Annotated in this window: 25 protein-coding genes; 7 read left to right on the top strand and 18 right to left on the bottom strand. The window is 44.4% G+C overall.

Annotated features, from left to right (window positions below):
- Positions 1-27: 27 nt before the first annotated feature.
- The 13 genes from QUB70_RS06585 to QUB70_RS06525 all read right to left on the bottom strand — a co-directional run bounded on the left by QUB70_RS06585 (position 28) and on the right by QUB70_RS06525 (position 13,819).
- Positions 28-507 carry a hypothetical protein gene (locus tag QUB70_RS06585; protein WP_332979120.1) on the bottom strand — a complete coding sequence of 160 codons (480 nt, stop codon included), beginning with the start codon at positions 505-507 and terminating at the stop codon, positions 28-30.
- Positions 508-784: 277 nt separating this feature from the next.
- Positions 785-2,437: a glycosyltransferase family 39 protein gene (locus tag QUB70_RS06580; RefSeq protein ID WP_332979119.1), complete on the bottom strand. Its 1,653-nt coding sequence runs from the start codon at positions 2,435-2,437 to the stop codon at positions 785-787.
- 3 nt (positions 2,438-2,440) lie between these two features.
- Entirely contained in the window at positions 2,441-4,069 is a 1,629-nt protein-coding gene (locus tag QUB70_RS06575) for a glycosyltransferase family 39 protein (protein WP_332979117.1), read from the bottom strand.
- A 123-nt stretch (positions 4,070-4,192) separates the two neighbouring features.
- Positions 4,193-7,168, bottom strand: a complete 2,976-nt coding sequence (pruA, locus tag QUB70_RS06570; RefSeq protein WP_332979115.1) for an L-glutamate gamma-semialdehyde dehydrogenase — start codon at positions 7,166-7,168, stop codon at positions 4,193-4,195.
- A gap of 85 nt (positions 7,169-7,253) precedes the next feature.
- Positions 7,254-8,159: a hypothetical protein gene (locus tag QUB70_RS06565; protein ID WP_332979113.1), complete on the bottom strand. Its 906-nt coding sequence runs from the start codon at positions 8,157-8,159 to the stop codon at positions 7,254-7,256.
- A 192-nt stretch (positions 8,160-8,351) separates the two neighbouring features.
- Positions 8,352-8,678, bottom strand: a complete 327-nt coding sequence (locus QUB70_RS06560) for a DUF433 domain-containing protein (RefSeq protein ID WP_332979112.1) — start codon at positions 8,676-8,678, stop codon at positions 8,352-8,354.
- A 106-nt stretch (positions 8,679-8,784) separates the two neighbouring features.
- Positions 8,785-9,237 (bottom strand): type II toxin-antitoxin system VapC family toxin, encoded by a 453-nt coding sequence (locus tag QUB70_RS06555; RefSeq protein ID WP_332979111.1) that lies wholly within the window; start codon positions 9,235-9,237, stop codon positions 8,785-8,787.
- Positions 9,234-9,503, bottom strand: coding sequence for a FitA-like ribbon-helix-helix domain-containing protein (locus QUB70_RS06550; RefSeq protein WP_332979110.1), 270 nt, complete (start codon positions 9,501-9,503; stop codon positions 9,234-9,236). The genes QUB70_RS06555 and QUB70_RS06550 overlap by 4 nt, the downstream gene beginning before the upstream one ends.
- Before the next feature lie 194 nt (positions 9,504-9,697).
- Positions 9,698-12,244: a protein-arginine deiminase family protein gene (locus QUB70_RS06545; RefSeq protein WP_332979109.1), complete on the bottom strand. Its 2,547-nt coding sequence runs from the start codon at positions 12,242-12,244 to the stop codon at positions 9,698-9,700.
- Between the two features lie 113 nt (positions 12,245-12,357).
- Positions 12,358-12,699, bottom strand: coding sequence for a DUF5615 family PIN-like protein (locus QUB70_RS06540; RefSeq protein ID WP_332979108.1), 342 nt, complete (start codon positions 12,697-12,699; stop codon positions 12,358-12,360).
- A gap of 3 nt (positions 12,700-12,702) precedes the next feature.
- Complete coding sequence (locus QUB70_RS06535) at positions 12,703-13,050, bottom strand: DUF433 domain-containing protein (RefSeq protein ID WP_332979107.1); 348 nt, start codon at positions 13,048-13,050, stop codon at positions 12,703-12,705.
- Between the two features lie 97 nt (positions 13,051-13,147).
- A complete protein-coding gene (locus QUB70_RS06530; protein WP_332979106.1) occupies positions 13,148-13,489 on the bottom strand; it encodes a DUF5615 family PIN-like protein in 342 nt (113 codons plus the stop codon).
- Positions 13,490-13,492: 3 nt separating this feature from the next.
- The gene (locus QUB70_RS06525) at positions 13,493-13,819 is read right to left on the bottom strand and encodes a DUF433 domain-containing protein (RefSeq protein ID WP_332979105.1); all 327 of its coding nucleotides are present in this window, start codon (positions 13,817-13,819) and stop codon (positions 13,493-13,495) included.
- A gap of 503 nt (positions 13,820-14,322) precedes the next feature.
- On the opposite strand from QUB70_RS06525, the gene QUB70_RS06520 reads away from it, so the two are divergent.
- Positions 14,323-15,423, top strand: coding sequence for a GUN4 domain-containing protein (locus QUB70_RS06520; RefSeq protein ID WP_332979104.1), 1,101 nt, complete (start codon positions 14,323-14,325; stop codon positions 15,421-15,423).
- Between the two features lies 1 nt (position 15,424).
- On the opposite strand, the gene QUB70_RS06515 is transcribed toward QUB70_RS06520, so the two are convergent.
- Positions 15,425-15,685, bottom strand: coding sequence for a hypothetical protein (locus QUB70_RS06515; protein ID WP_332979103.1), 261 nt, complete (start codon positions 15,683-15,685; stop codon positions 15,425-15,427).
- Between the two features lie 23 nt (positions 15,686-15,708).
- The gene (locus QUB70_RS06510; protein ID WP_332979102.1) at positions 15,709-16,323 is read right to left on the bottom strand and encodes a COP23 domain-containing protein; all 615 of its coding nucleotides are present in this window, start codon (positions 16,321-16,323) and stop codon (positions 15,709-15,711) included.
- 126 nt (positions 16,324-16,449) lie between these two features.
- On the opposite strand from QUB70_RS06510, the gene QUB70_RS06505 reads away from it, so the two are divergent.
- Both QUB70_RS06505 and QUB70_RS06500 read left to right on the top strand, forming a co-directional pair.
- The gene (locus QUB70_RS06505) at positions 16,450-16,650 is read left to right on the top strand and encodes a type II toxin-antitoxin system HicB family antitoxin (RefSeq protein WP_332979101.1); all 201 of its coding nucleotides are present in this window, start codon (positions 16,450-16,452) and stop codon (positions 16,648-16,650) included.
- Positions 16,651-16,882: 232 nt separating this feature from the next.
- Positions 16,883-17,194 (top strand): hypothetical protein, encoded by a 312-nt coding sequence (locus QUB70_RS06500; RefSeq protein WP_332979099.1) that lies wholly within the window; start codon positions 16,883-16,885, stop codon positions 17,192-17,194.
- 124 nt (positions 17,195-17,318) lie between these two features.
- Here QUB70_RS06500 and QUB70_RS06495 read toward each other — a convergent pair whose 3' ends face one another.
- The gene (locus QUB70_RS06495; protein WP_332979098.1) at positions 17,319-18,014 is read right to left on the bottom strand and encodes a hypothetical protein; all 696 of its coding nucleotides are present in this window, start codon (positions 18,012-18,014) and stop codon (positions 17,319-17,321) included.
- A gap of 476 nt (positions 18,015-18,490) precedes the next feature.
- On the opposite strand from QUB70_RS06495, the gene QUB70_RS06490 reads away from it, so the two are divergent.
- The 4 genes from QUB70_RS06490 to QUB70_RS06475 all read left to right on the top strand — a co-directional run bounded on the left by QUB70_RS06490 (position 18,491) and on the right by QUB70_RS06475 (position 20,048).
- The gene (locus QUB70_RS06490) at positions 18,491-18,832 is read left to right on the top strand and encodes a DUF433 domain-containing protein (protein ID WP_332979097.1); all 342 of its coding nucleotides are present in this window, start codon (positions 18,491-18,493) and stop codon (positions 18,830-18,832) included.
- Positions 18,833-19,136: 304 nt separating this feature from the next.
- Positions 19,137-19,544, top strand: a complete 408-nt coding sequence (locus tag QUB70_RS06485) for a tetratricopeptide repeat protein (RefSeq protein WP_332979095.1) — start codon at positions 19,137-19,139, stop codon at positions 19,542-19,544.
- Positions 19,545-19,600: 56 nt separating this feature from the next.
- Positions 19,601-19,828 carry a type II toxin-antitoxin system HicB family antitoxin gene (locus tag QUB70_RS06480; protein ID WP_332979094.1) on the top strand — a complete coding sequence of 76 codons (228 nt, stop codon included), beginning with the start codon at positions 19,601-19,603 and terminating at the stop codon, positions 19,826-19,828.
- On the top strand, positions 19,821-20,048 hold the full coding sequence (locus tag QUB70_RS06475; RefSeq protein WP_293192941.1) for a type II toxin-antitoxin system HicA family toxin: 228 nt from the start codon (positions 19,821-19,823) through the stop codon (positions 20,046-20,048). Before QUB70_RS06480 ends, QUB70_RS06475 begins: the two co-directional genes overlap by 8 nt.
- A 113-nt stretch (positions 20,049-20,161) precedes the next feature.
- Here the strand turns inward: QUB70_RS06475 and QUB70_RS06470 are convergent, their stop codons facing one another.
- Positions 20,162-21,571 (bottom strand): NAD(P)(+) transhydrogenase (Re/Si-specific) subunit beta, encoded by a 1,410-nt coding sequence (locus QUB70_RS06470; protein ID WP_332979092.1) that lies wholly within the window; start codon positions 21,569-21,571, stop codon positions 20,162-20,164.
- Complete coding sequence (locus tag QUB70_RS06465) at positions 21,568-21,861, bottom strand: NAD(P) transhydrogenase subunit alpha (RefSeq protein ID WP_106150865.1); 294 nt, start codon at positions 21,859-21,861, stop codon at positions 21,568-21,570. Before QUB70_RS06465 ends, QUB70_RS06470 begins: the two co-directional genes overlap by 4 nt.
- Positions 21,862-21,932: the final 71 nt, after the last annotated feature.

Raw genomic sequence — 21,932 nt, 5'->3', positions numbered from 1 at the left:
GAATGCAACAGTATTCTACAAGCCCAATTAAAAATTGGCGGCGTAAGTTAAGTCAAATTGGCGGCACAGGGTGATGCAGCAGTAGTTTGGTCGATCGAATACTAACTCGTAATTCATCTGGCCGTCTATTTTGGTGATGGGCTGCTTTAAGGGGATGCCGTGAATGTCGTATTGGCGGCGTTCTAAGGCACTCCAGTCGATAATTTTGAAGTCGATTTGGTTCTGCAACTCAGTTGCGATCAGATATAGTTCCATCTTGTCTTGAACTTTCCCAGTTAGAGGGATTTTGATTGACACTGACTGGGTGACGAGGGGTTTTTGGTCGTTGGGATGCTTCTGGGTGTGGCAGCTTTTGAGTTCTATATCGTAAGGTTCTACCTTGAATTTCTCTCCGTTGGCGATCGCAGACGAGTGCAAGTCTTTCAGGGACTTTTCTAGGTGAGGGATCAGCCCTAAGTCTGGATCGCACAGCAGTCTGCGAATGTTGGAGGTTTCAGTGACTGTCATTTGAGATTTTTGATGTTATTTTTTGATTCGACCTCTTGCAAAAGTCCTTTTAATCAAATTTTGGAACGGGCTCTCCGGCCCATTCCACAAGAAAAAAACTTTTTGTGGGATGGGCATCTTGCCCGTCCCAGCTATTTTTGCAAGAGGTCTATTCTTAACTTCTAGCTTACCCCGAAAAGCAACCCTATTGAACTATACTCGCGACATACTCCCAAAAAACCCGTTTCTGGGCAGTATGTCGCGGCGAACAAGACTTTTTTTGCCTTAATTTTTTAGATTACTTTTTGGTAATTTTCCAGAGATTGAGCTCAACATTAGCGTCGGCCGGATCTATTTGATAGTTTTGCTGCTGAATTGCCGATCGCAAAGCTGAGGACGGTCTGTATAAAAACAACTCGCCCAAATTGCCGGGAATTTTCGGGGCTTGCGGTTTTTTCAGTGCCAATTCTCGATTTTTATAGCAAGAAGTGTAACAGCGGGGTTCTATTAGCAGTTTGACTTTTGGTTCCAGGTGATAACTCAAAGGCATGATATATGCGATATTGGCATCGCTGATAATTAGGGGATTGCTGGCTTGATTGACAGTCTCAGCTACTTCCAATTCGGCCCGCAGCCAACCGCTGCCTTTATTCCACCAACTATCGGCCCCAGAACTAATTCCAGCAGATATGGTGCCTACAGAAAACAGTGTAACTATAACGATTTTCCACAGTTTTTGCTGTTTGAAGTTATCAAAATTGTTGCTAATTTTGGCAGACAGCAGGTAAGCTACTGCTAGCTGAATTCCCACATAACAAGGAACTAAATATCGCGGATTTGCCGATCGCCTCCCGCCTTTAAGTATATCGGGTACGGCTAAAAATATAGCGGTTGTTGCAATTAATAACAATATCAATAACCACACCCGTTTTGGTGTATGTCGGCACAGGAAATAAAGGGCATAGCCGACTAAAGCTAGAATCGTTATGCCGACGGGAATTAGCAAGGCTAGTTGTGTGGCGTTGGCAGTTCCATCAATCCCTATATCAAAAAAGGCTATGCTGAGGGAACCCACCCACCTGCTGACTAATCTTAAGAGATTTGTCTGTTCTGACCATACTGTTGTGCTTCTAACTTGATTGAAGTTTTCTACAGTATTTACGAAGGAAGGCATGAAGGCGATCCAAGCGATAAAAGCTGCTATATAATAAGCAATAAATGTTTTCACATCGCGCCAGTTGGCAATGATTGCGACGTAGATTGCGTGGGCTGCGGCGACGCAGACAAATAACAAGTGGGTGTAAAATCCCAGTGTTGCTGTGACTGCGTAAAGCGCCCAGGAAATAACGAGGGCGAGAGGATTTTGATTTTCGTCAGGGCGCATTGCTCGCAGCAAGGCTGCACTGGATAAAATAGTAGTTACTGTCCACAAACTGTACTGTCTCGCTTCTTGGGCAAACAAAATGTGATAGGGAGAAATTGCGAAAATTGCGATCGCCATCCACGCTACTGCGGTCGATTCAAATAACTCCCAAGCCAGCCAATAAATGGCAGGAAATACTAACAAGCTAATGACGGCGGCCAAACTTCTCATTGCGGCAACGGAACTGCCGAACCACTGCGCCCAATATCGCGCTAGTACGTAATACAGCGGCGGGTGTTGGGGGTCTTCTGTTGCTAAAGAATTTAGGGTATCGCTTAAAGTTTTTTCGGAATTTATCTGCTGATATTTTTGTAAATCCGAGGGCGAGGTTATTTTTTGGTAGGAAATTTGTTTGATGATTTCGGCTTCGGTGTAGCCAGAAACTCTCAAAGAAGTATATGTTTCGTCAATCCAGTAAAATTTGCGATCGAGATTTGCGAACCGAAAAAATATACCAATAACTAATACAGCGATTATCAGAAAACCCAACCATTTTCGGGCAACATTAAAACGTATTTTTCCAACCATACTTCACTTTTTTTGCAATTTACTCAAAATTATATCTTGATTTTTTAGAGTGTAAATAGTTGGGATTTCATAAGGAGTATTTTTTTCTATTTCAGTTTTTAATTCTGGGGAAGGGACGTACACAAAAATCTCGTTAAAATTTGGGGGAATTTCAACAATTTTAGGCGGCAATACTAAAAATTTAGCTTGGGAATTGATTAAGTAACTCAGACCGAGTAAATTGCCGATCGTATCTACACTGTACACCCACAAGTCTGTTATGAGTAACGGCCGAGAAGCTGAGTTGATTGTGCGGGCGATCGGGATGTTAATATACGATCGGTCTTTATTCCACCAAGAGTCTGATGACAAATAAATGCTACAGGAGATAATTCCAATAGAAAGCAAAGCAGCCACAGCCAGCCTCCACAGCTTTTGGAATTGGACTTTCACTGTAGGAGACGTAATTTTTTCAGCCAGCAGGTAAGCAACAGATATCTGCATTCCTAAATAACAGGGAATCATGTAACGAGTGTTGATAGACCGAATCCCTCCCACAATTAAGTCTGCTGGTAAGAAAATCGCTACTGTCACCGACATCAATGTCACAACAAACAACCAAACACGCATTGGTGTCTGATTTAAAAGCAAATAAAAAGAATACCCAACACTTATTAAAATCATTAAAATAACAGGCAGTGTCAATATCAAATATAACTGCGGCAAATCCGAGTAAAATCCCACATCTAAAAATTGACGACTAATGTTCAAACCCCAGTTTTTTATTAAGTCTAATAGTGGCATTCTTAGAGACTGCCATACTGTTTTTTGACTGGCATTGTCCGAGTTTTTTATAAAAACTACAGTCCAGGGAGATAGAGCAATAAATCCAGCAATTGATGCTAGCAAATAGCCAATAACTGTTTTGTTAAACCGCAATTTTTCTATAATTCCTACATAGATTCCATGCCCTAGCGCCACCATTGCAAATAATAGGTGAGAATAAAATCCCAGTGCTACTGTTGCTGCATAAAGCGCCCAACTGCTGTTAGTTTTTAGCCGCATCCCCCGCAGCAAAGTTGCGCTTGAGAGTAAAACTACTAATACAAACAAGCTGTAAGGTCGAGCTTCTTGAGCGTAAACTATTTGAAAAGGCGATACAGCTAGTAATGAAACTGCCAGCCAAGCTGTCAGCGAGGACTCAAATAATTCTAAGCACAGCCAATACATACAAGGCAATGCGAGCAAACTAAAAACTGCCGACATACTTCTAGTTACAGCCACTGAATCGCCGAACAGTTGCACCCAAAATCTCGTCGCTACAAAATACAGCGGGGCGAGTTGAGGTTCTTCTAATGCTAATCCTTTTACAGTATCGACTACGCTTTTTTCTGAATTAGTCCGCTGATACTTTTGTAAGTATTTAATGTCCCGAATTTCACCGTCAACTACTTGCTGAATAAATTCAGCTTCTGTATAGCCCGAAATCCGCAGGGATGTGTAAGCTTCGTCTATCCAGTAAACTTTATTTCCGAGATTTGCGAAACGAAAAAATATACCTATGACTAATACAACTATAATTAAAAATCGCAGCCACTTGTCAAGTGAATGGTTTTGAGAATTTTGCCGATCGCGATCTTTAGTAGATTCCATTTTATAACTAGCTAATATCGCAGATTTTTTTTCTTTTACCCCAGCGTAAGGTGCGCATTGCGCACCCTACAAACTTAACAGCCAGAGAGAGGACTGAAGTCCTAACTGCCAACAAAGAAATGATTAATCATCCACTCCTTCAATCGGTGCAAAACCCTGCCGCTGAATATTTTCAGTTATGGTGCGGGGTTCGAGGAATTGCAGCAAATAATCCGGGCCGCCTGCTTTGGAACCAACTCCCGAAAGTTTGAATCCTCCGAAGGGTTGCCGCGATACCACAGCGCCGGTGATTCCGCGATTGATGTACAGGTTTCCGACTTCAAAATCAGATGCGGCGCGATCGATATGTGAAGGCGTGCGAGAATACAATCCGCCGGTTAAAGCAAAATTCGTGCCGTTAGCAATGGCGATCGCTTCGGTGAAATTCTTTGCCCGAATCACCGACAAAACCGGGCCGAAAATTTCTTCTTGGGCGAGAGTTGCAGTCGGCGATACTTCCGTAACAATTACTGGGCCGACAAAATAACCTGTTTCCGGTGCAGGCATTTCTAAGGCTATCTTAGCTTCGGCGCGGCCTGTTTCAATGTATTCGCGGATGCGCGACTGGGCGGTGGCATCGATTACAGGGCCGACTTGAGTGCCCGGATTTTCTGCTGCGCCGACATTGAGCGATCGCGTGGCTTCTACCAATCTTGCCACAAAATTATCGTACACCGATTCGACCACAATTACTCGCGAACAAGCGGAACATTTTTGACCGCTATATCCAAATGCGGAATAAACAACGCCTGCAACTGCTTGGTCTAAATCCGCACTTTCATCGACAATAATTGCATTCTTGCCGCCCATTTCAGCAATTACTCGTTTCAGGTGTTTCTGCCCCGGCTGCAAAATCGCGGCATCGGCATAAATCCGACAGCCAACTTCTTGAGAACCGGTGAAAGTAATCATGTGAACGTCGGGATGTTTCACCATGTAAGCGCCCACCGTTGAACCTTTGCACGGCACGTATTGAAATACGCCTTTGGGAATTCCGGCTTCTAGCAAAATTTCTGTGATTTTTGCGGCAATTACTGAGGAAAATTCCGCAGGTTTGAGCAAAGTACAATTACCTGCCACCAGCGAGGCAACTGTCATGCCGACAGGAATTGCTAGGGGGAAATTCCAAGGGGAAATGATTAAAGAAATGCCGCGCGGCTGATAGCTGTAGCGGTTGGTTTCTCCGGCTATGTCGTAATTTTGCCCTTGTTCCAACCGTTCCATTTCGTCGGCGTAGTAGCGGCAAAAATCAATAGCTTCCGAAACTTCGGCGTCGCATTCTCTGACTGGTTTGCCGACTTCAAACACCATCCAAGCTGACAGTTCGTGCCGTCTTTTTTCCATCAATTCTGCGGCTTTTCGCAGGACGCCGGCGCGCTGTCTGACGGGGGTTTTTCGCCAACCGAGAGAGGCATCTTTGGCGGATTGCAGGGCAAGTTTTGCTTGTTCTTCGGAAAGCAATCCGATTTTGCCCACTACTTCTGCGGGGTTGGAAGGGTTGAGGGAATTGACTGTGGTTTCGGTATTTTGATATTCGCCGTTAATTAGGGGTAAATAGGTTTGTCCTAAGATTCCCCGTACTGATTTGATGGCTGCTTCTGCTTGTTTCCGCAATTCGGTATTGGCGTAGTCGGTATCGGCGACGTTGGGAAATACTTTGCTGTAAACTAGCTGGTCATTGACCTTAGCTACTGGCGCGGCTAACAATTGGTCGATCGGCATTTCTTCGGAACTTTGCCGGATAAAGGAACTGTTGGCGGTATTTTCCAGCAAGCGGCGGATCAAATAAGCCATTCCCGGCAGCAAATCGCCGTAGGGGCAGTAGACTCGGACGCGATAACCCCGATCGACTAAAAGTTTAGCCAATTTGTCGCCCATGCCGTACAGTACCTGCATTTCAAAGCGGCGGCGCGGTATGTTGAGAGTTTCGGCAATGGCGATCGCCCTGGCTTGCGATCGTACGTTGTGGCTGGCAATTGCGGCATACAAATATTCGTGATTTTCTAGCAGCAACTGCGTCATTTCTTCAAAGTTGGCATCCGTAGCTGCTTTGTCATTGTAGACAGGCTGCGGCCAATCTTTCTGCATCGCTTTGATAGTTTCCTGATCCCAGTAAGCGCCTTTTACCAGACGCACTGTTAGCGGATTTCCGCGCAATTTTGCCCAGGTAACAATATCTTGCAAATCTTGTTTGCTGTCGCGCAAATATGCTTGCATGGTAATTCCGACATCCGTGCGATCGCGAAACTCTTCCTCTAACAATAACTCTTTGAGAATGCTGAGAGTTAAACTCTTGTAGGCGTACTGTTCCATGTCAAAATGAACGGCGGCACCCAACTCCTTCGCGCGGCGCAGTAAAATGCGAATTCTCTCGCTGACTTTCTCCTCGCTGCCTTTAGCATCCAACGGGTCAAACTGAGAATAAAAAGCGGTTAATTTGACAGATACTTGCACTCGCGGCAAAGTTTCACCGTCAGCTTTGTCAATGGCATCTACCTGCGACCAATTCTTCGCTGCACTGCTCAATTCCGCCATCAATTCCAAATAGCGGTTAAGATAAATTTGCGCCTCAGTTTCAGTAATCACAGCTTCCCCCAAAAGGTCAACTGTAAAACCCATTTTATCTTTGCGAAGCCGTTCTAAGGTTTTAATTACCTGCTTGATATTTTCCCCAGAAATATACTTGTGCGCCAAAGTTTCCACAGCAGGCGCAACCGTTGTCGCCGCCAATTGTCCGGGAATCGAATCAGCGTTAGTAAAACTGAGCAATTTTTTCAAAGCTTCGGGCAATTCTACCTCTTGGGCGGTCAGGTATTCTTGCAAGTGGCGGGCAATTTCCGGCTTGCTGCGGAGGGCGGGCAAACAGTCAATAAATCTAAACAATTGCACCCGCAGTCCGGGGCTGGCCATTGCCCAATCCATCAGTTTGTCGTCCCAGCGCATTTGGTCTTGCAGTTGGCCGAAAAAAGAGCGCTTTTTGTCTTGAGTTGCCTTCAGGATTTCTTTGGCAATTTCTTGGGTTTTTGCTTCGTAGATGCTTGGAGATACTTGTGCGATCATTGGTAATTAGTAATGGGTAATTTGTAATTGGCAACCAGGGCGAGTTGATGTATTTTGTAACTGCCCCCTGATACAATTATACTTGCTATTTAACTTCAATTCTAACACCGTAGTTTGCTTGGCGATCGCCTGAAATTTCAATAGTATAATCGCCGCTGCTGGCTAGTTGACCTTGCCACTGACTTGTGCTATTTGCAGTCCCCACTTTTTCACCGTTAGGAGCAATAATTGCGGCGCTAACATCACCTTCTTGAACCTTTACTGTCATGCTTTGGCCGCTATTGCATTCTAGCAAGTAGCGCTTGGATATGTTGGCTCGCAAACTATTGCTCAGAGTAGTTCCCGTAGCACCGGCTTGAAAGTTTACTCGCTCAGTTACAGGAGTTTCAACCGCAGCGGGAGAAGGAGAAGGCAGCGGCGACGGCGAAGCAAGTTGCCCAAGCGCAGACAGGGAGGGTATTTGAGTGGGAGTGGGCGACGGGGCGGTTGCTGATGGCCGTGCCGTGCCTGGTGCTGGACCCACTCCGGGCAGGCGGTTGGCGGGCGCTGCTGCCACAGGCGGAGGGCTTTGGGGGAGGGGTACGTCCGCAGGCAGTCTGATTTGAATGTTCGCTCTTTCCTGATACATTCTCCACGCTAGCAAACTGCCGAGACTGAGCACGGAACCGACTAACATTCCGCTGAGAAAAACTGCCAAGATTTGCCAAATTCGAGCTGGTTTCGGTTCGTGACTCGCCGTTTGAATTATTGGAGGCGGATAACTTGCAGGTTGAGTTGTTTCCGGCGCGATATCGGCGGCAATTGGAATTGTTTCTGCTTCATCCATTGCAGTTGAAATATCTTCGGGGGCGGCAATTTCAACCGGAGTTTCTGCGGGTTCGGAAGTTGAATCAGCGCTGACAATTTCAGTGCGATCGAGCTCATCGCTGGTAGGAGAAATTGTTTCCGGTTGCTGAGTCAAAATTTGATTTTTTTCCTGTTCGTCGCTCATGGGGCTAAATTTATTTTAGAAAGACCGCTTTTAGATATTTTACGTTACTGGTGCGATCGGCTGCACTGAAATTATCTAGCAGGAGGAAGAAGGCACGAAACGGATTTTGACACGGATACACGGATTAATTATCAAGCGTTAAGCAAAAGTTAGAATGAAAATTGTTCATCTGCATACAAACCTGCCATGATATTAGTCTATATCGTTCAACTTAATTGCTGCTTCAATCTCGTCAGGAAATGCTTCAGCATAAGCCCAGGAATTTTTCAAGTCGCTAGCACTAAGATGCGGATAATCTTCTAAAAGTTGAGCATCAGTTGCACCTAATCGACGAGACTCTACCAATCCCCAAACAGAAATTCTAGTCCCGGCAATCCTGGCATTACCGCCAACTGTACCGGGAGTTTTTTCAATTCCCTGCCAGGTGTTGGCTAAACTTTGAGCTAATATCTGTATTGCTTGAGCTTTCTCAGGCGGAGTCAGGGAAAGCAGTTGCGGTTCTAATTCTTTTAGTGTCATAGTTAATTAGGGGGTTGACTGCTGGGAATATCGTATCTATATTTTAGCGCTTAATCTATTTACTAATAAGAATAAACAAGTGAATTAATTTCCTCTAAAGCTAAGGCTAATGCGGGGTTGGTACATCGAAATCGTTAAACGATAGAACATTATAAGATGTGCCCGCTAAAGCTCTGACTAGCTTTTGGTCGAGAGTTAGCAAAGGCGCGTCAACTTGCTGTGAAAGAGCAACGTAACTGCCATCATAAGCAGAAATTCCATAATTTAAGGCGATATTTGTTGCATCTAAAATCAGTTCAGCAGTAGATACTGCACGCAAGGATAAAGCTCTAAGATTAGCTAAATCTGTTGGAACATCGGCAGCAGCGTAAATTCCAGCACGGACATACTTCCAGATAATATTTGCACACTCAATGTAAAACAGATCGGGTACAAATATTTCAGTCTGTGGAATTTCAAGATGGGTAAACAATAAAACGACTTTAGATGACAGCGGATCGGGGATAAATTGCTTAATTCCCACGCTAGCATCGACTACGCACCTCACAGGATGGGTCATCTGTCGCGATCCTCTCTAATTAAAGCGGTACTATCTAATATCATCCCCATATTCGCCGGACGAGACTCGCGACGGCGGCTGATTTCTGCCAAGAGTTCTGTTACAGACTTTTTACGTTTTCCTGAGAGGGGTTTTGTCTCTGTTGACAACTCTGCTTCTAAAATGGCGATCGCAAACGCGCTAATCGAGCGGTTTTGAGCTGCGGCTAACTCTTGCAGTCTCGCGTACAATTCCTCTGGTATATTTTCTATTTGCAGGGTAGCCATCTGTTAAACTCCTAGCATAGTTTGGCTAAATATTAGCATAGGGAGGCGGGTTTAGGAGGTATCTTGCGATTTACTGTTGGGTGGGGGCGGGTTTACGAGATTGTTCGTTACAGGCGAGTATTGTTGGTGAACCCGCCCCTACAAATTCCTGATTCACGATTCCCGATTCCCCATTCCCCATTCCCGATTCCCAATTAGTAATTATTAGGCAAAGACTGCCAAAAAGGTGGCTCTTCAGGCTTCCTCACAGTATTCGTCGCCGACTGCACGTTTCCTTTCAATTCTTGATAATACCTGTCATCCAGAAAACTAACGCTGACCCCAGCAGGAAGCAGCAGTTGGCGCAATCTTTCCTGAGTGTAATCTACACCCTCAATCATTGGCCCGCGCGGATTTGAAACTAACAACTTGCCGTTAACTGGCACCGAATTGACCATATTGGGCCACCAAGCATAACCGCTGTAGCCAAACATCACCGGAACTTGAATAATTTGGTCGTCTCCGAGTAAAAACTCTCTTTTCAACTTCTCTATAATGGGATTAAGTTTCTGATTTTGCAAATAGAGATTGTGTTGGATTAAAGCCCGATTTTGCAAGGCGGCGCTGACAGTTGTTTGAGTGCTCAAACCGCGATTGATCGTCACATCGCCGTAACCTCTTCCCTCCAATTCTTCCAACAGCTTAACTCCGGCTTCGGGACTGGCGATCGCCATTATATATTTTCCGGGAGTTTGAGTGGGAATAAAATTGATAATTTCATCGACTTGGCGAGTCAAAAGCCAAGAAGTATCAATATCCACTGGCGGCCCTTGAATTCTCTGAGCTTGAATAAAATCAAGTACCTCTGGATTAAAACTAGCATTTCCCGAATTCCCGTAATAAACTCGACCCATTGGGTGTCCGGGAATCGGCGGTGTCACCTGCAAATTGCCGTATCCGTCAGACCACTGACTTACAGGGTCTAAAGAGCGAGGATTGCCAATGTTAAATACTTTCAAATCAGGGTTTTGAGTTGATTTAACAGGCGGGTTTTTCTCTGGATCGCTATTGCTTTTTAGGGCGACATTAAACTGGCGTATTTCGGATTTTTCGGGGAGTTGAACGTAGCCGTTTTTCTGGGTATCTTGCATCCAAGTGCGATCGCCCTGGATAATTTTTACTTGAGCGCCCGTGGGTTCTACGGCTTGTTTGAGTTGGGAGATAAATTCGCTGTTTGCCGAGCCTCTGTCGCTGACTTGAACTTCGGTTACTGGTGCTGTATTGGGCGCTATCATCCAAGGACTAACGCCCATTTGAATAGTTGTGGAAGCGATTTCTTGACCGTTGTTTTGGGCAGTTGCTTTAAGATTAACTTTACCGTTCCAGTTGCGATCGGCAAATTGTTTGGCTTCGACACCTAAAACAATCTCCGTGCTGAAAACTAGGGGTTGAGCACCGGATATATCTACAGGTTGCCAGCCGTCGCCCGTTTTCTGAAAAACGCTGATGTGAGGGCTAGCAATGCTGTCAGCCGTGATAAATAATTGAGAGGTTTTGAAGTTTTCCGACAGTGTTAAGTTAACTTGAGAAAGCATTGCTGCACGGCGGGGAGCGATAACTTTGGTTTGTTGCCAAGTCGGTATCTTGCCGCGATCGTTATTGCGATCGTTAAATAAAATGAGTGCGCCGCTGGACAATGACCATTGTTCTTTTCCGGCGTCATCTTGCTCGTTAATTTGGCCGTCTCTGTTGGTATCTCCCGCAAAGAAAAAGTTCGACGGGGACGCGGCGGGCGTAATTGGGGCGGGAGTTGGTGTTGCAGTTGATTCGGGAGTTGCTGTTGCGGTTGATTCAGGAGTTGGTTGAGGAGTTGCTGGTTGATTGAGTTCTAATTGTTGTCTTTGTTGTTCTTTTAGGGCTAGTTCTTGCTTTTCTAATTCTTGTCTGGTGAGTTCTTTTAGTGCTAATTCTTGCCTTTCTTTTGCTTGGCGGGCGAGTTCTTGTTTTTCTTGTTCTTTTCGGACTAATTCTTGCCTTGCAAATTCTTGTCTTTCTAGTTCTCTGCGGGCTTGTTCTTTTTTCTCTTGTTCTTTTCTCTCTATTTCGCGGCGAGCAAATTCTATTTTTTCTTGTTCTTTGCGGGCGATTTCTTTTACCTGTTCTTCCTCGGCTCTAATTTTCTGTGCAGACCGTGCTAATTGCCATTCGTAGGTAGCGAGAGTGAGATTTCCTTGATATTCGATGGTTTTGTCGATCGCCCGCTCAGCTAAAAAAGAACCGCGAGGAATGAGTCGCAGGTTATTGATAGCAATCTGCCAAAGGCGTTGGGACTCTTCCCAAGTAGCAGGATCGGCTTTAGAAGTGCGTCCGATTACGACTGCTTCGGAGGCTATTTTAGCAGCATAGTCCCAGTTATTTTTGGCTTGTTTTTCTATTTCAATCTGATTTTGAACGTTTTGGAGTTGCTGCGTCAGAGTTTGGGATTGCTGGCGGGGGCTTTCTGGTTGCCAATATTCAGGGGAAAACAGGCTGCTGTCGGGAGTTTTGGCAAGGTTATCTAATTGTACTTTGAGGCGATCGCGCAATTTGTAGAGTTCCGGGAGCGATTGCGGAGTTTCGCCGTCTGGCTGTCGCGCAGAGAGTGCGAGTTGGTAGTTTAGGGAAGGTTGAGCCACTGTTGCGGGGACTGCAACCCAAATAATACCGATGACGACACCGAAAGCATTGATAATGGCGATCGTAATATATTTAACCAAGCGCATATAGTTAATCCTCTGACACCCAGATAATTTTACCTAATCTTGGTGCATTTAGTAAGATTTTACGGTAATTTGGGCGATTCTTGCTCGGGATAGCTACGCTTCACAGCTTTTTTTCACTGCGGCGGGCGGTTGACTCGAATCAATTTACCACTCAATGTTTCTTCAGCAGAAATAGCATCATTAATTCGCCTCGCTAACCTTTGAAAATTTGGGTCTTCCGTGCAAACAACAATACCATTATGGTCAGAATTTTCAATGTGCAATCGCATAAAATGACGGCGATTGCGCGTCAAAACTGTTCGATAATTGCTCGCAGCAAAAGCTAACACATCCTCATCAGGAATTTGAAGGTTTGCATTCCCTGCTTCCCTTGCTGTTAATACATCGTGACCCAAAGCCCGCAGTAATTCCACAACGGCTAGCGGGAAGTTTTCATCTGTGTAAAAGCGTGCCAAATTTTAATAAACCTCGCTTTCTTCCATAACTTCATCGTTTTCTTTGATTGCTTGTTCAATTTCTTCTGGGTAAGCATCAGCATAAGCCCACGCATTTACCAAGTCAGCGGCGGTTAGATCGGGAAATGATTCTAGGATGATACCATCGGAAGCACCTAAACGTCGATCGCACACCAGCGACCAAACGGGTATGCGAGTATTGCCGATACAAGCATCGCCTCCGCACACACCAGGAGTTTTTTTAATGCCTAGAGAACCGTTGCTTAAGGAGGCGAGTAAAATTTCTATAACGGCTGCTTTATCGACGGCTGTTAAAGATGCCCAATCGATTTTTGATTCGGTGAGGGTCATAGTTCATTCCTATTTTTTGGGGAATATATGTTTAATATTTTAGCTTAAATCGGGTTTGGGCGATTCCCTACGGGATAGCTACACTTCAGGGCTTTTTTCACTGCGGCGGGCGGTTGACTCGAATCAATTTACTTGTGAGATTTTCTTCCGCAGAAATAGCATCATTAATTCGGGTCGCCTGTCTTTCCCAGTTGCTATCTTGAGTACAAATGATAATACCAGCATGGTTGGGTTGTGAGCGATGCAGTCGAATGAAATCCCCTCGATTGAGAGTCAAAACTGCTCGCTCATTACTCACTGCAAAAGCCAATACATCCTCATCAGGAATCCCTAATCCTGCATTTCCGGCTTCTTGAACTGTTAATACATCGTGACCTAAAGGTCGAAGAAACTCAACTACTGGCAACGGATACTGTTCGTCTGCATAAAGTCGCGCCATGTTTTAGGCTTCCTCATTTTCTTTGATTGCTTGTTCAATTTCTTCTGGGTAAGCATCAGCATAAGCCCAAGCATTGACTAAATCAGCCGCCGTCAAATGGGGATAGCACTTAAAAAGTTCCGCATCGCTGCATCCGAGACGGCGATAACCCACCAGTACCCAAACTTGTATGCGAGTATTGCCAACACAGGCATCGCCACCACACACGCCGGGAGTCTTTTTAATGCCTAAAGAACCGTTGGTTAAAGTTTGAGTTAGGATGCTGATTAGTTTAGCTTTATCTGCCGGATTTAAGGTTAAGACTTGAGTTTCTAATTCTTGTATAGTCATAAGTGCGATCGTTCGGATTTGATATTAGTTAGATTATAGCAAATTTCCGCCATGTTTTAGGGTTCCTCATTTCTAGCGATCGCTGCTTCAATTTATTCGTTGATTCGCGATCGAATAATTTGCAATCTCGTAGGGGCGGGTTTTACCAACCATAATTGTTTCAAACTAATTATCTCGTAAACCCGCCCCGCCCGATGCTTTTCTGTGAGTCTACCAAATCTAGATCCCCCCTAGCCCCCCTTAATAAGGGAGGGACAAGAGTGCAGTCAAAGTCCCCCTTTTTAAGGGGGATTTAGGGGGATCTAGACTTGGCTACCAGCGAGATATCAAGAGGCTTTTAATCTTAACTTGTCACCTCTGGGCACTACCGTGTCCTTACCCGTACCTACGATCGCAAAAAAATGGTATACTTTCATATTAATCTCCTACCTGGAAAACAACATATCACTGTTGTAGAAATTCTTCATTTACTCCATTATTCCCTAAAACTATCAACAAAATTCATGAAATTTCGCTTTTGCTGGCTAATTTTTACCCTCATCGGACTCTCCTTAACAAGTTGCTCCCAGCCGAAGTCATCTCAAGAAATTGCTGAAACAGTTAACAAGAGCCTTGTTCTGATTTACTACGAAAATCAAGGCGGACACGGTACCGGGTTTATTGTACCAGGTAAAAAGGGAGTTTGCACTGTTCTCACGGCCGGTCATGTAGTTAAAGGCTATAGTTTGAAACTGCAAACTTATCAGGATAAACAAGGTCATACAACTGACACTATTCAAACAAGTCCCAATTTTGATTTAGCAGTGGTGACGTTTAAGTCTGCCGGGGAAAATTGTCCTTATCCGAGTGTCAATTTTGGTGATTCTAACGAGCTGAAAGTAGGAAATAAAATCTATATTTATGGTTTTCCTGTTCTTCAAAACGAAGATTTAGCGCCGGAATTTTTGGAAGGTTCAGTATCGAGGATTAATGTTGTCTTGACGGAGGGATATGGAATTAACTATACAGCTCAAGTTTCTGTTGGCATAAGTGGTGCGCCTGTTTTAGATGCTAGCGGTAAAGTGGTGGCAGTTCACGGGCAGGCAAAGGATAAATTGCCGAGGGGAATTCCGATTCAAACTTATCTGGCAAATCAGTCTTGGGAAAATCAACCCCTTGCTAAAGCAGACTATACTAAACTGGAACAGTTATTGGCAGCCGGGAAGTGGAAAGAAGCAGATGGGGAAACTGCTAACAAAATGTTGGAAGTGGCGGGGAGAAAAACACTAGGTTTGCTACGTTGGGAAGATGTCGAAAATTTTTCCTGTCCTGATTTGCGGGCGATAGATCGACTGTGGGTAAAATATAGTAATGGACGCTTTGGATTTTCGGTGCAGAAGCAGATTTATCAAAGTCTGGGTGGTACAAAAGAGTATGATAAGAAAGTATGGGTAGCTTACGGTGAGGCTTTAGGCTGGAAGAAAGGAGAAGAATGGCTGGTGTACTCTCAACTAACTTTCAGTACAAATGCACCATCGGGTCACCTACCGGCGGGACCGTTGGGGGTACGAGTTTTGTTCTGGGGTTCGATCTTCTTCTATCGTGCAGAGACTTGTAAAGCGTAACCTATAAAGGCTCCAAGTTTTTATTAAGAATTGTGAGGGAGTCAAAATCCACGAAGTCATGCGGTGTCTGAGTTTCCGATACCTGGCACTGTGACTTACCAGCCAGGATGTTGCCAGCAACTTGAGGGTTATAACAATTAGCCAAAATAAACTTTTCAGTGAACCAGGACTTACGCACTCCCACCAAAGAAACCGGGTTTTTTTCCGAATCTGCGGGATGTAACGAAGTATTTTCGTAAAAAACCCGGTTTCTGAACCCCATGCGTAATTCCTATAAGTTTAATATCACTTAGCAGAATTAGATCCAGCAATCAGATCCTCTTCAGCCAAAAAAGGAGTTAAATCAATCTCTGGCGAAGACGGAGAAAACTTAGAACTTGCCAACTTACCCTCGCTATTTTGATAAACCCCAGTACCGTTCAACAAATTTTCAGTCATATCTCGCATTGCGTTATAAGCCTCTGTTTCGCTACCGGGCTTCAACGTCACCAACAGCGGACAACCCTCGCCACTCAACTTAGTTTTCGCGCAAATCACATATTGATTCGGCGTCTTAGGATCGTCTCTATAAGCTAACCGAATCAAACCATCTTTGCGATAACCATTCAATCGTTCAGAAATTTCTTCGCAACGTTTTAGAGGCGTATAATCACCGCCTAAAGTTGTAACCATTTTTAGCCAAGGTTGTTGACCTTTATCGTGACGGTACATGACAGTCCAAACTTCACTACCCCGCTGAGTATCTGGCTGATTTTGGCAGGAAAAACGAGCATCTTTCCCAAACAACAGAGGCGGCCAACCTTGAACAATAGCAATTCCCGCACCGCCAACAGCCGCTAACAAACCTAGTACACCGATAGTCAGGTTTGCGACGTTAAAGAACTTTCCACTATTACTCACGGTACAGAATCCTCGATAAAATTTTGAGAGACAACAAGAGCGATAATTAAGTTGAAAAGTTCTACATCAGCCAAGTAACGCATTCCCGAAAACTTGCCGGATGTCGAATAATGCTATTATAGTATTATGAAGTCACCACAACAGTTTACAGCAATCATTGAACGAGAAGGCGACGGATATATATCCCTTTGCCCAGAACTTGATATTGCCAGCCAAGGTGACAATATAGAAGAAGCCCGACAAAATTTCATCGAGGCGCTAGAACTATTTTTTGAAACAGCAGATCCTTCTGAAGTAAAGAATCGGTTGTATAGCGATCGCCTTTAACTACAACTTACGAAAATCATAAACCACTATTGTAGAAATTATTCGCAGGAATTACGCACTCAAACAAAAGAAACCGGGTTTTTCAGGGAATCTGTGGCTGTGTACGAAGTATTGTCACAAAAACCCGGTTTCTGCCTTCCCACGAGTCAGTCTTATATTCATTTAGTCGCTTTCTCCCTAAATGGAAGTAAAAATCGTGAAATTGCCCTGTTATTTCCTAATTTTTATCCTTATGGGATTGTCCTTAACAAGCTGCGGACAACCGAAGTTATTTCAAGAAGTCGATCGAAAATTAAAAAAGAGTAATGCGATCGAACAACACAATTTTAACTTGCAAGCGGACGATCGCACCGTCGAACGAACTAACAACATCCAAGCAAGCCAGAAGAGTGGGAAGTTCGATCGAACTACCAACTCACCGGAAGAAAGTGCGATCGTGTTAGGAATTTTCGGGTTTTGTTTGATGTGTTATTTATTAGTTTGGAAGTTTCGCGGGAGGGAAGAAGCTAACAGGATGCTGAGAAGAATCAGAAGAGTAAAATGAGAATATAGCCTTTCTCAAAAAGATGAGGTATGACTGACAGCTTATATAATAACTAAACTAAGAGGGCTGAAGCCCAACTACGTACCTCATCTTTCTGAGAACCGCTATAGATACTTGCTAAACCTCATTTTTTCTTGGTGCGGTTGCGTTTCCTCGATTCAGCCGCCGCATTTTTTGCTTTTTTTTGCTTTTCTTTACTTGCCTTAGATTCATTGACAGCACTACCACTTATCGGTTTGCTGAAAAGTCCCGATGTATCGGAGTTTTTAGCTGCCATTATAGGAGCAATGCTAGCATTATATATCTCCTGAAATTGTGTGAGACCTTCCCCCGTACTCATATCAAACCCTGCTTGATGACCGAGCGTTACAAAGGATTTGGCTAATCCAAATTTAGAGGAATCTTCCATAATCTCCTTAAATTCCGGCTCGATCTCCCGCAGGTATTTGATAATTGAAGTGGCATTTCGCAGTTTAAATTCTCGCTTCAAAAATTCCCAGAACGCCAATAATTCTGGGATAGCATTTTCACCTTCTTCCGGCGAAAGCAAACTCACTTTCCTGGGAAACAACTCTTCGACTACAGTTTCCACATCTTCCACTTTCATGCGAGGCAGCGTAAAACCTTCATAGCCGAAACCGTAATAAATGAACTGCGAGATCCAAAATCCAACGTCTGGATAAGCTTTACAGTATTCTTCTCCTTCGGGAGAATTGACAAATAGCTCGATTAGCGTTTCCTGATAATCTTCCAGGATCGGTTCTGCATCGTCATAATCTAGGCCGTCTAGTTGGCGGATGTTAAAAGGTTGATCTGACATAGTTGAAATTTTTTTAATTTAATTGACCTTAGCTCTAAGGTTAGTACAATTTTTGCAGTTCTATTAATTCTTTAGGTTTTTATTATATTTACAAAATCTCCGATCGCAGGTATATTTGACTAGCACCGATCGCCCGTGACTATTTAAACCAAGCTAGCATGGCATAGGGCGATCGCCCGTCTCCACCGAACAGCGAAAGATGTGATATAATCTCAAGTAAAACTATAATTGTTTGAGCTTGGCAGTCCGCCACTTCAAATTAGGAAGTCAACACAACAGTTTACAGCAATCGTTGAACGAGAAGGCGACGGATATGTATCCCTTTGCCCATAACTTGATATTGCCAGCCAAGGTGACAATATAGAAGAAGCCCGACGAAATCCGATCGAGGCGCTAGAACTATTTTTTGAAACAGCAGATCCTTCAGAAGTCCAGAATCGCCTGTATAGTAAATTTATGGAACACGAGCGAAAATCATGCAATTAGAAGATTACTTTGAATTCTTAACACCAGAAGATATCCGCATCAAAGGAACCCGCGTAGGTATCGAACACATTCTCTACGAATACATTTACCGCAACCAAAATCCCGAAGCCATAGCTCAAAAATTTCGGACAGTTACTATGGCTCAAGTTTATGCTACGATTTTGTACTATCTAGAAAATCAAAAAACTGTAGGTAAGTATGTAGGAGACTGGTTAGAATATTGCCTCAAAGCTGAAGCTGAGTACGATCGCAATCCATCACCTTTTGTCTTAAAAATGCGTCAGCTTAGGGAACAAAATAAGAAATCGCAACAACTAGATCGAATTTATTAGTTATGTTTATTTAATGCTATTATAATATTAACTAAAAGTTGTAATAAATCGCCTTTTGTTACCATGCAACCCGATAACAGTGATAGCAGTGAATCTACCAGCGAGCCGCCACGCAAAAGATGCGAATATAGTGGAGAATTCTTGTCTCCCGATCCTACGAGTAACTTTAAAATTTGTGCTTATAAATGCAAGGGTTACGCAGCTTTAGCAACATTCCCTTGGCCCAAAGATCGCCCCTGTCCTCAATCTTTTGACGAAAACTTTCCAGGGCCGTAAAAGTTCACAGAAAAAACGGAGAACGAAAATGTCTGACTTAGAAAAAGGTCTAGCCGCTTTTAATACCCAAGATTATACCCAAGCCTTTAGCTTGTTAAAAGCGCTAGCAGAACAGGGAAATGCTGAATCCCAGTGCATAATTGCCAGTATGTACCATTTAGGATTAGGTCGAGAAAGGATAATATTAGAAGCAATTAAATGGTACATCAAATCCGCTGAACAAGGCTATGGTGTTGCTTCCAACAACTTAGCAGGAATTTATCTTTGCGGTGCTGATGGCGTAGCAGCCGATCGCGCTGAAGCAGAAAAATGGTTTCAAAAAGCCAGAGAACAAGGATTTTTACATACACCCATCTCCACTGACTATTTGAACCAAACCCTTAGCTTGCGGGGCCCGACGCCATCGCCCGTCTCCACCGAAAAGCGAAATATGTGATATAATCTCAAGTAAAAGTATAATTGTTTGAGCTTGGCAGTCCGCCACTTCAAATTATGAAGTCAACACAACAGTTTACAGCAATTATTGAACGAGAAGGCGATGGATATGTATCCCTTTGCCCGGAACTCGATATTGCCAGCCAAGGTGACAATATAGAAGAAGCGCGACGTAATCTGATCGAGGCGCTGGAACTATTTTTTGAAACAGCAGATCCTTCTGAAGTCAAAAATAGGCTGCATAGTGAATTTTTTGTGACTCGTGTAGAGGTGAGCGTTGGGTAAACTGAGAGTTCTATCAGCGGCTCAAGTTTGTCAGATTTTAGAACAATATGACTTTGTTCAAGTGCGCCAGCGCGGAAGTCATATTATCATGCAGCAGCGACTACCTAATACAACTGTAACAGTGCCTGTGCCAAATTATTCAGAAATTAAAATTGGCACTTTGCAGTCTATTATTCGGCAGTCAGGATTACCTCGATATCTTTTTGAAGTAAACGAGTAGCCTAGATTAGCATCTCTACAAACCCAAAACAAAAACCCGGTTTATCCAAAAAACCGGGTTTAATCATCTGCGTTAATCCGCGTTAATCAGCCTTAATCTGCGGTTGCAAAATCCTACAACTGCTTCACCTCAGAAACCAACTTCGCAACCACATCCTTAGCGCTACCAAACAACATCATCGTCTTATCCTTGTAGAACAACTCATTGTCAACACCCGAAAAACCAGCACTCATCCCGCGCTTAATCACGATCGTATGCTTAGCCTTATCAACCTCCAAAATCGGCATCCCATAAATCGGGCTCGCCGTATCGTGACGCGCCGCCGGATTCACCACATCATTAGCCCCGATTACCAACGCCACATCCGTTTCTTCAAACTGCGGATTGATATCGTCCATATCGTACAACTGCGGATAAGGCACGTTTGCTTCCGCCAACAGCACATTCATGTGCCCCGGCATCCGCCCAGCCACCGGGTGAATCGCGTATTTCACGTCAACACCCATTTTTTCCAAACCGTCGGCTAACTCGCGCACGGCGTGCTGTGCTTGCGCTACAGCCATTCCGTAACCCGGAATAATTACCACCGATCGCGCATAACCCAACATCATCGCACTTTCTTCGAGATTGATGCTGCGAACAGTTTTGTCAGTAGCACCAGCAGCCCCAGCAGCAGCCCCAGCAGCAGCCCCAGCACTACCAAACGCGCTAAACAGCACGCTACCAAGCGATCGATTCATCGCCTTGCACATGATTTGCGTCAAAATAATCCCCGACGCGCCCACCAATGCACCAGCGATAATCAGCATATTGTTCATCAAAATGAACCCAGCCACACTCGCCGCAATCCCCGAATAAGAGTTAAGCAGCGAAACCACAACAGGCATATCACCGCCACCAATCGGGAGCACAAACATGATTCCCAGAATATTGGAAATCGCCACCAAACCCAGGAATACCGGCACATCCTCCGGATTCGCCAGCATATAACCGCTGCCGGCTAAAAGCGCGATCGCCAGCATGGCATTAAACGGCTGTTGCAGCGGAAACGTCATTGGCGCACCCGGTAGCAATTCTTGCAGTTTCGCAAACGCCACAAGGCTACCAGTGAAAGTAATTCCGCCAATCAACACGCCCAAAAGGATCGTAATTGTCGTGTCTGGCGCAGGCGATGCCGGGATGCTGAGATAGCGCCAGAATTCGCCCACAGCAACGAGTGCAGAAGCCGCGCCCCCGAAACCGTTAAGCAAACCCACCATCTGCGGCATATCCGTCATCGCCACGGTTTTTGCCATAATTGTTCCCAAAATGGAACCGATGATAATTCCGACAGCAATCAATTCGTAGCTGATGACTTGCTTTTCCAGCAACGTACCGACGATCGCAATTAACATCCCGATCGCAGCTAACACATTTCCTTGACGGGCGGTTGCAGGGGAACCCAACTGTTTCAAACCGATAATAAACAAAGATGCTGCAACTAAATAACCTAGTTGAATGCCACTGGGCAGAAAATCGCTCACGCTTTAACCTCTTTTTTCTTGAACATTTGCAGCATTCGATCGGTTACTAAGAAACCGGCGACAACGTTAATTGTGGCCAGGGCGATCGCGATCGTCCCCAATATCGAAGTAACAGTCACATTGCCTTGGCCGGAAATCAGAATTGCACCTAAAACCGCAATTCCCGAAATCGCATTCGATCCCGACATCAAAGGTGTGTGCAGCGTCGGCGGGACTTTATTAATTACTTCAAATCCCACAAACGACGCTAGAGTAAACACCACTAAACCTGCAATCAATCCTTCTGCCATAACAATTGGTAATTGGTAATTGGTTATCAGTCATCAGTCATCAGTCATCAGTCATTAGTCATCAGTCATCA

The organism is Microcoleus sp. A003_D6 (assembly GCF_036702825.1).
In the GTDB taxonomy this organism is placed as follows: Bacteria; Cyanobacteriota; Cyanobacteriia; order Cyanobacteriales; family Microcoleaceae; genus Microcoleus.
Note: the sequence above shows the minus strand (reverse complement) of the source record. Positions and strands in the feature narration are given on the sequence as shown.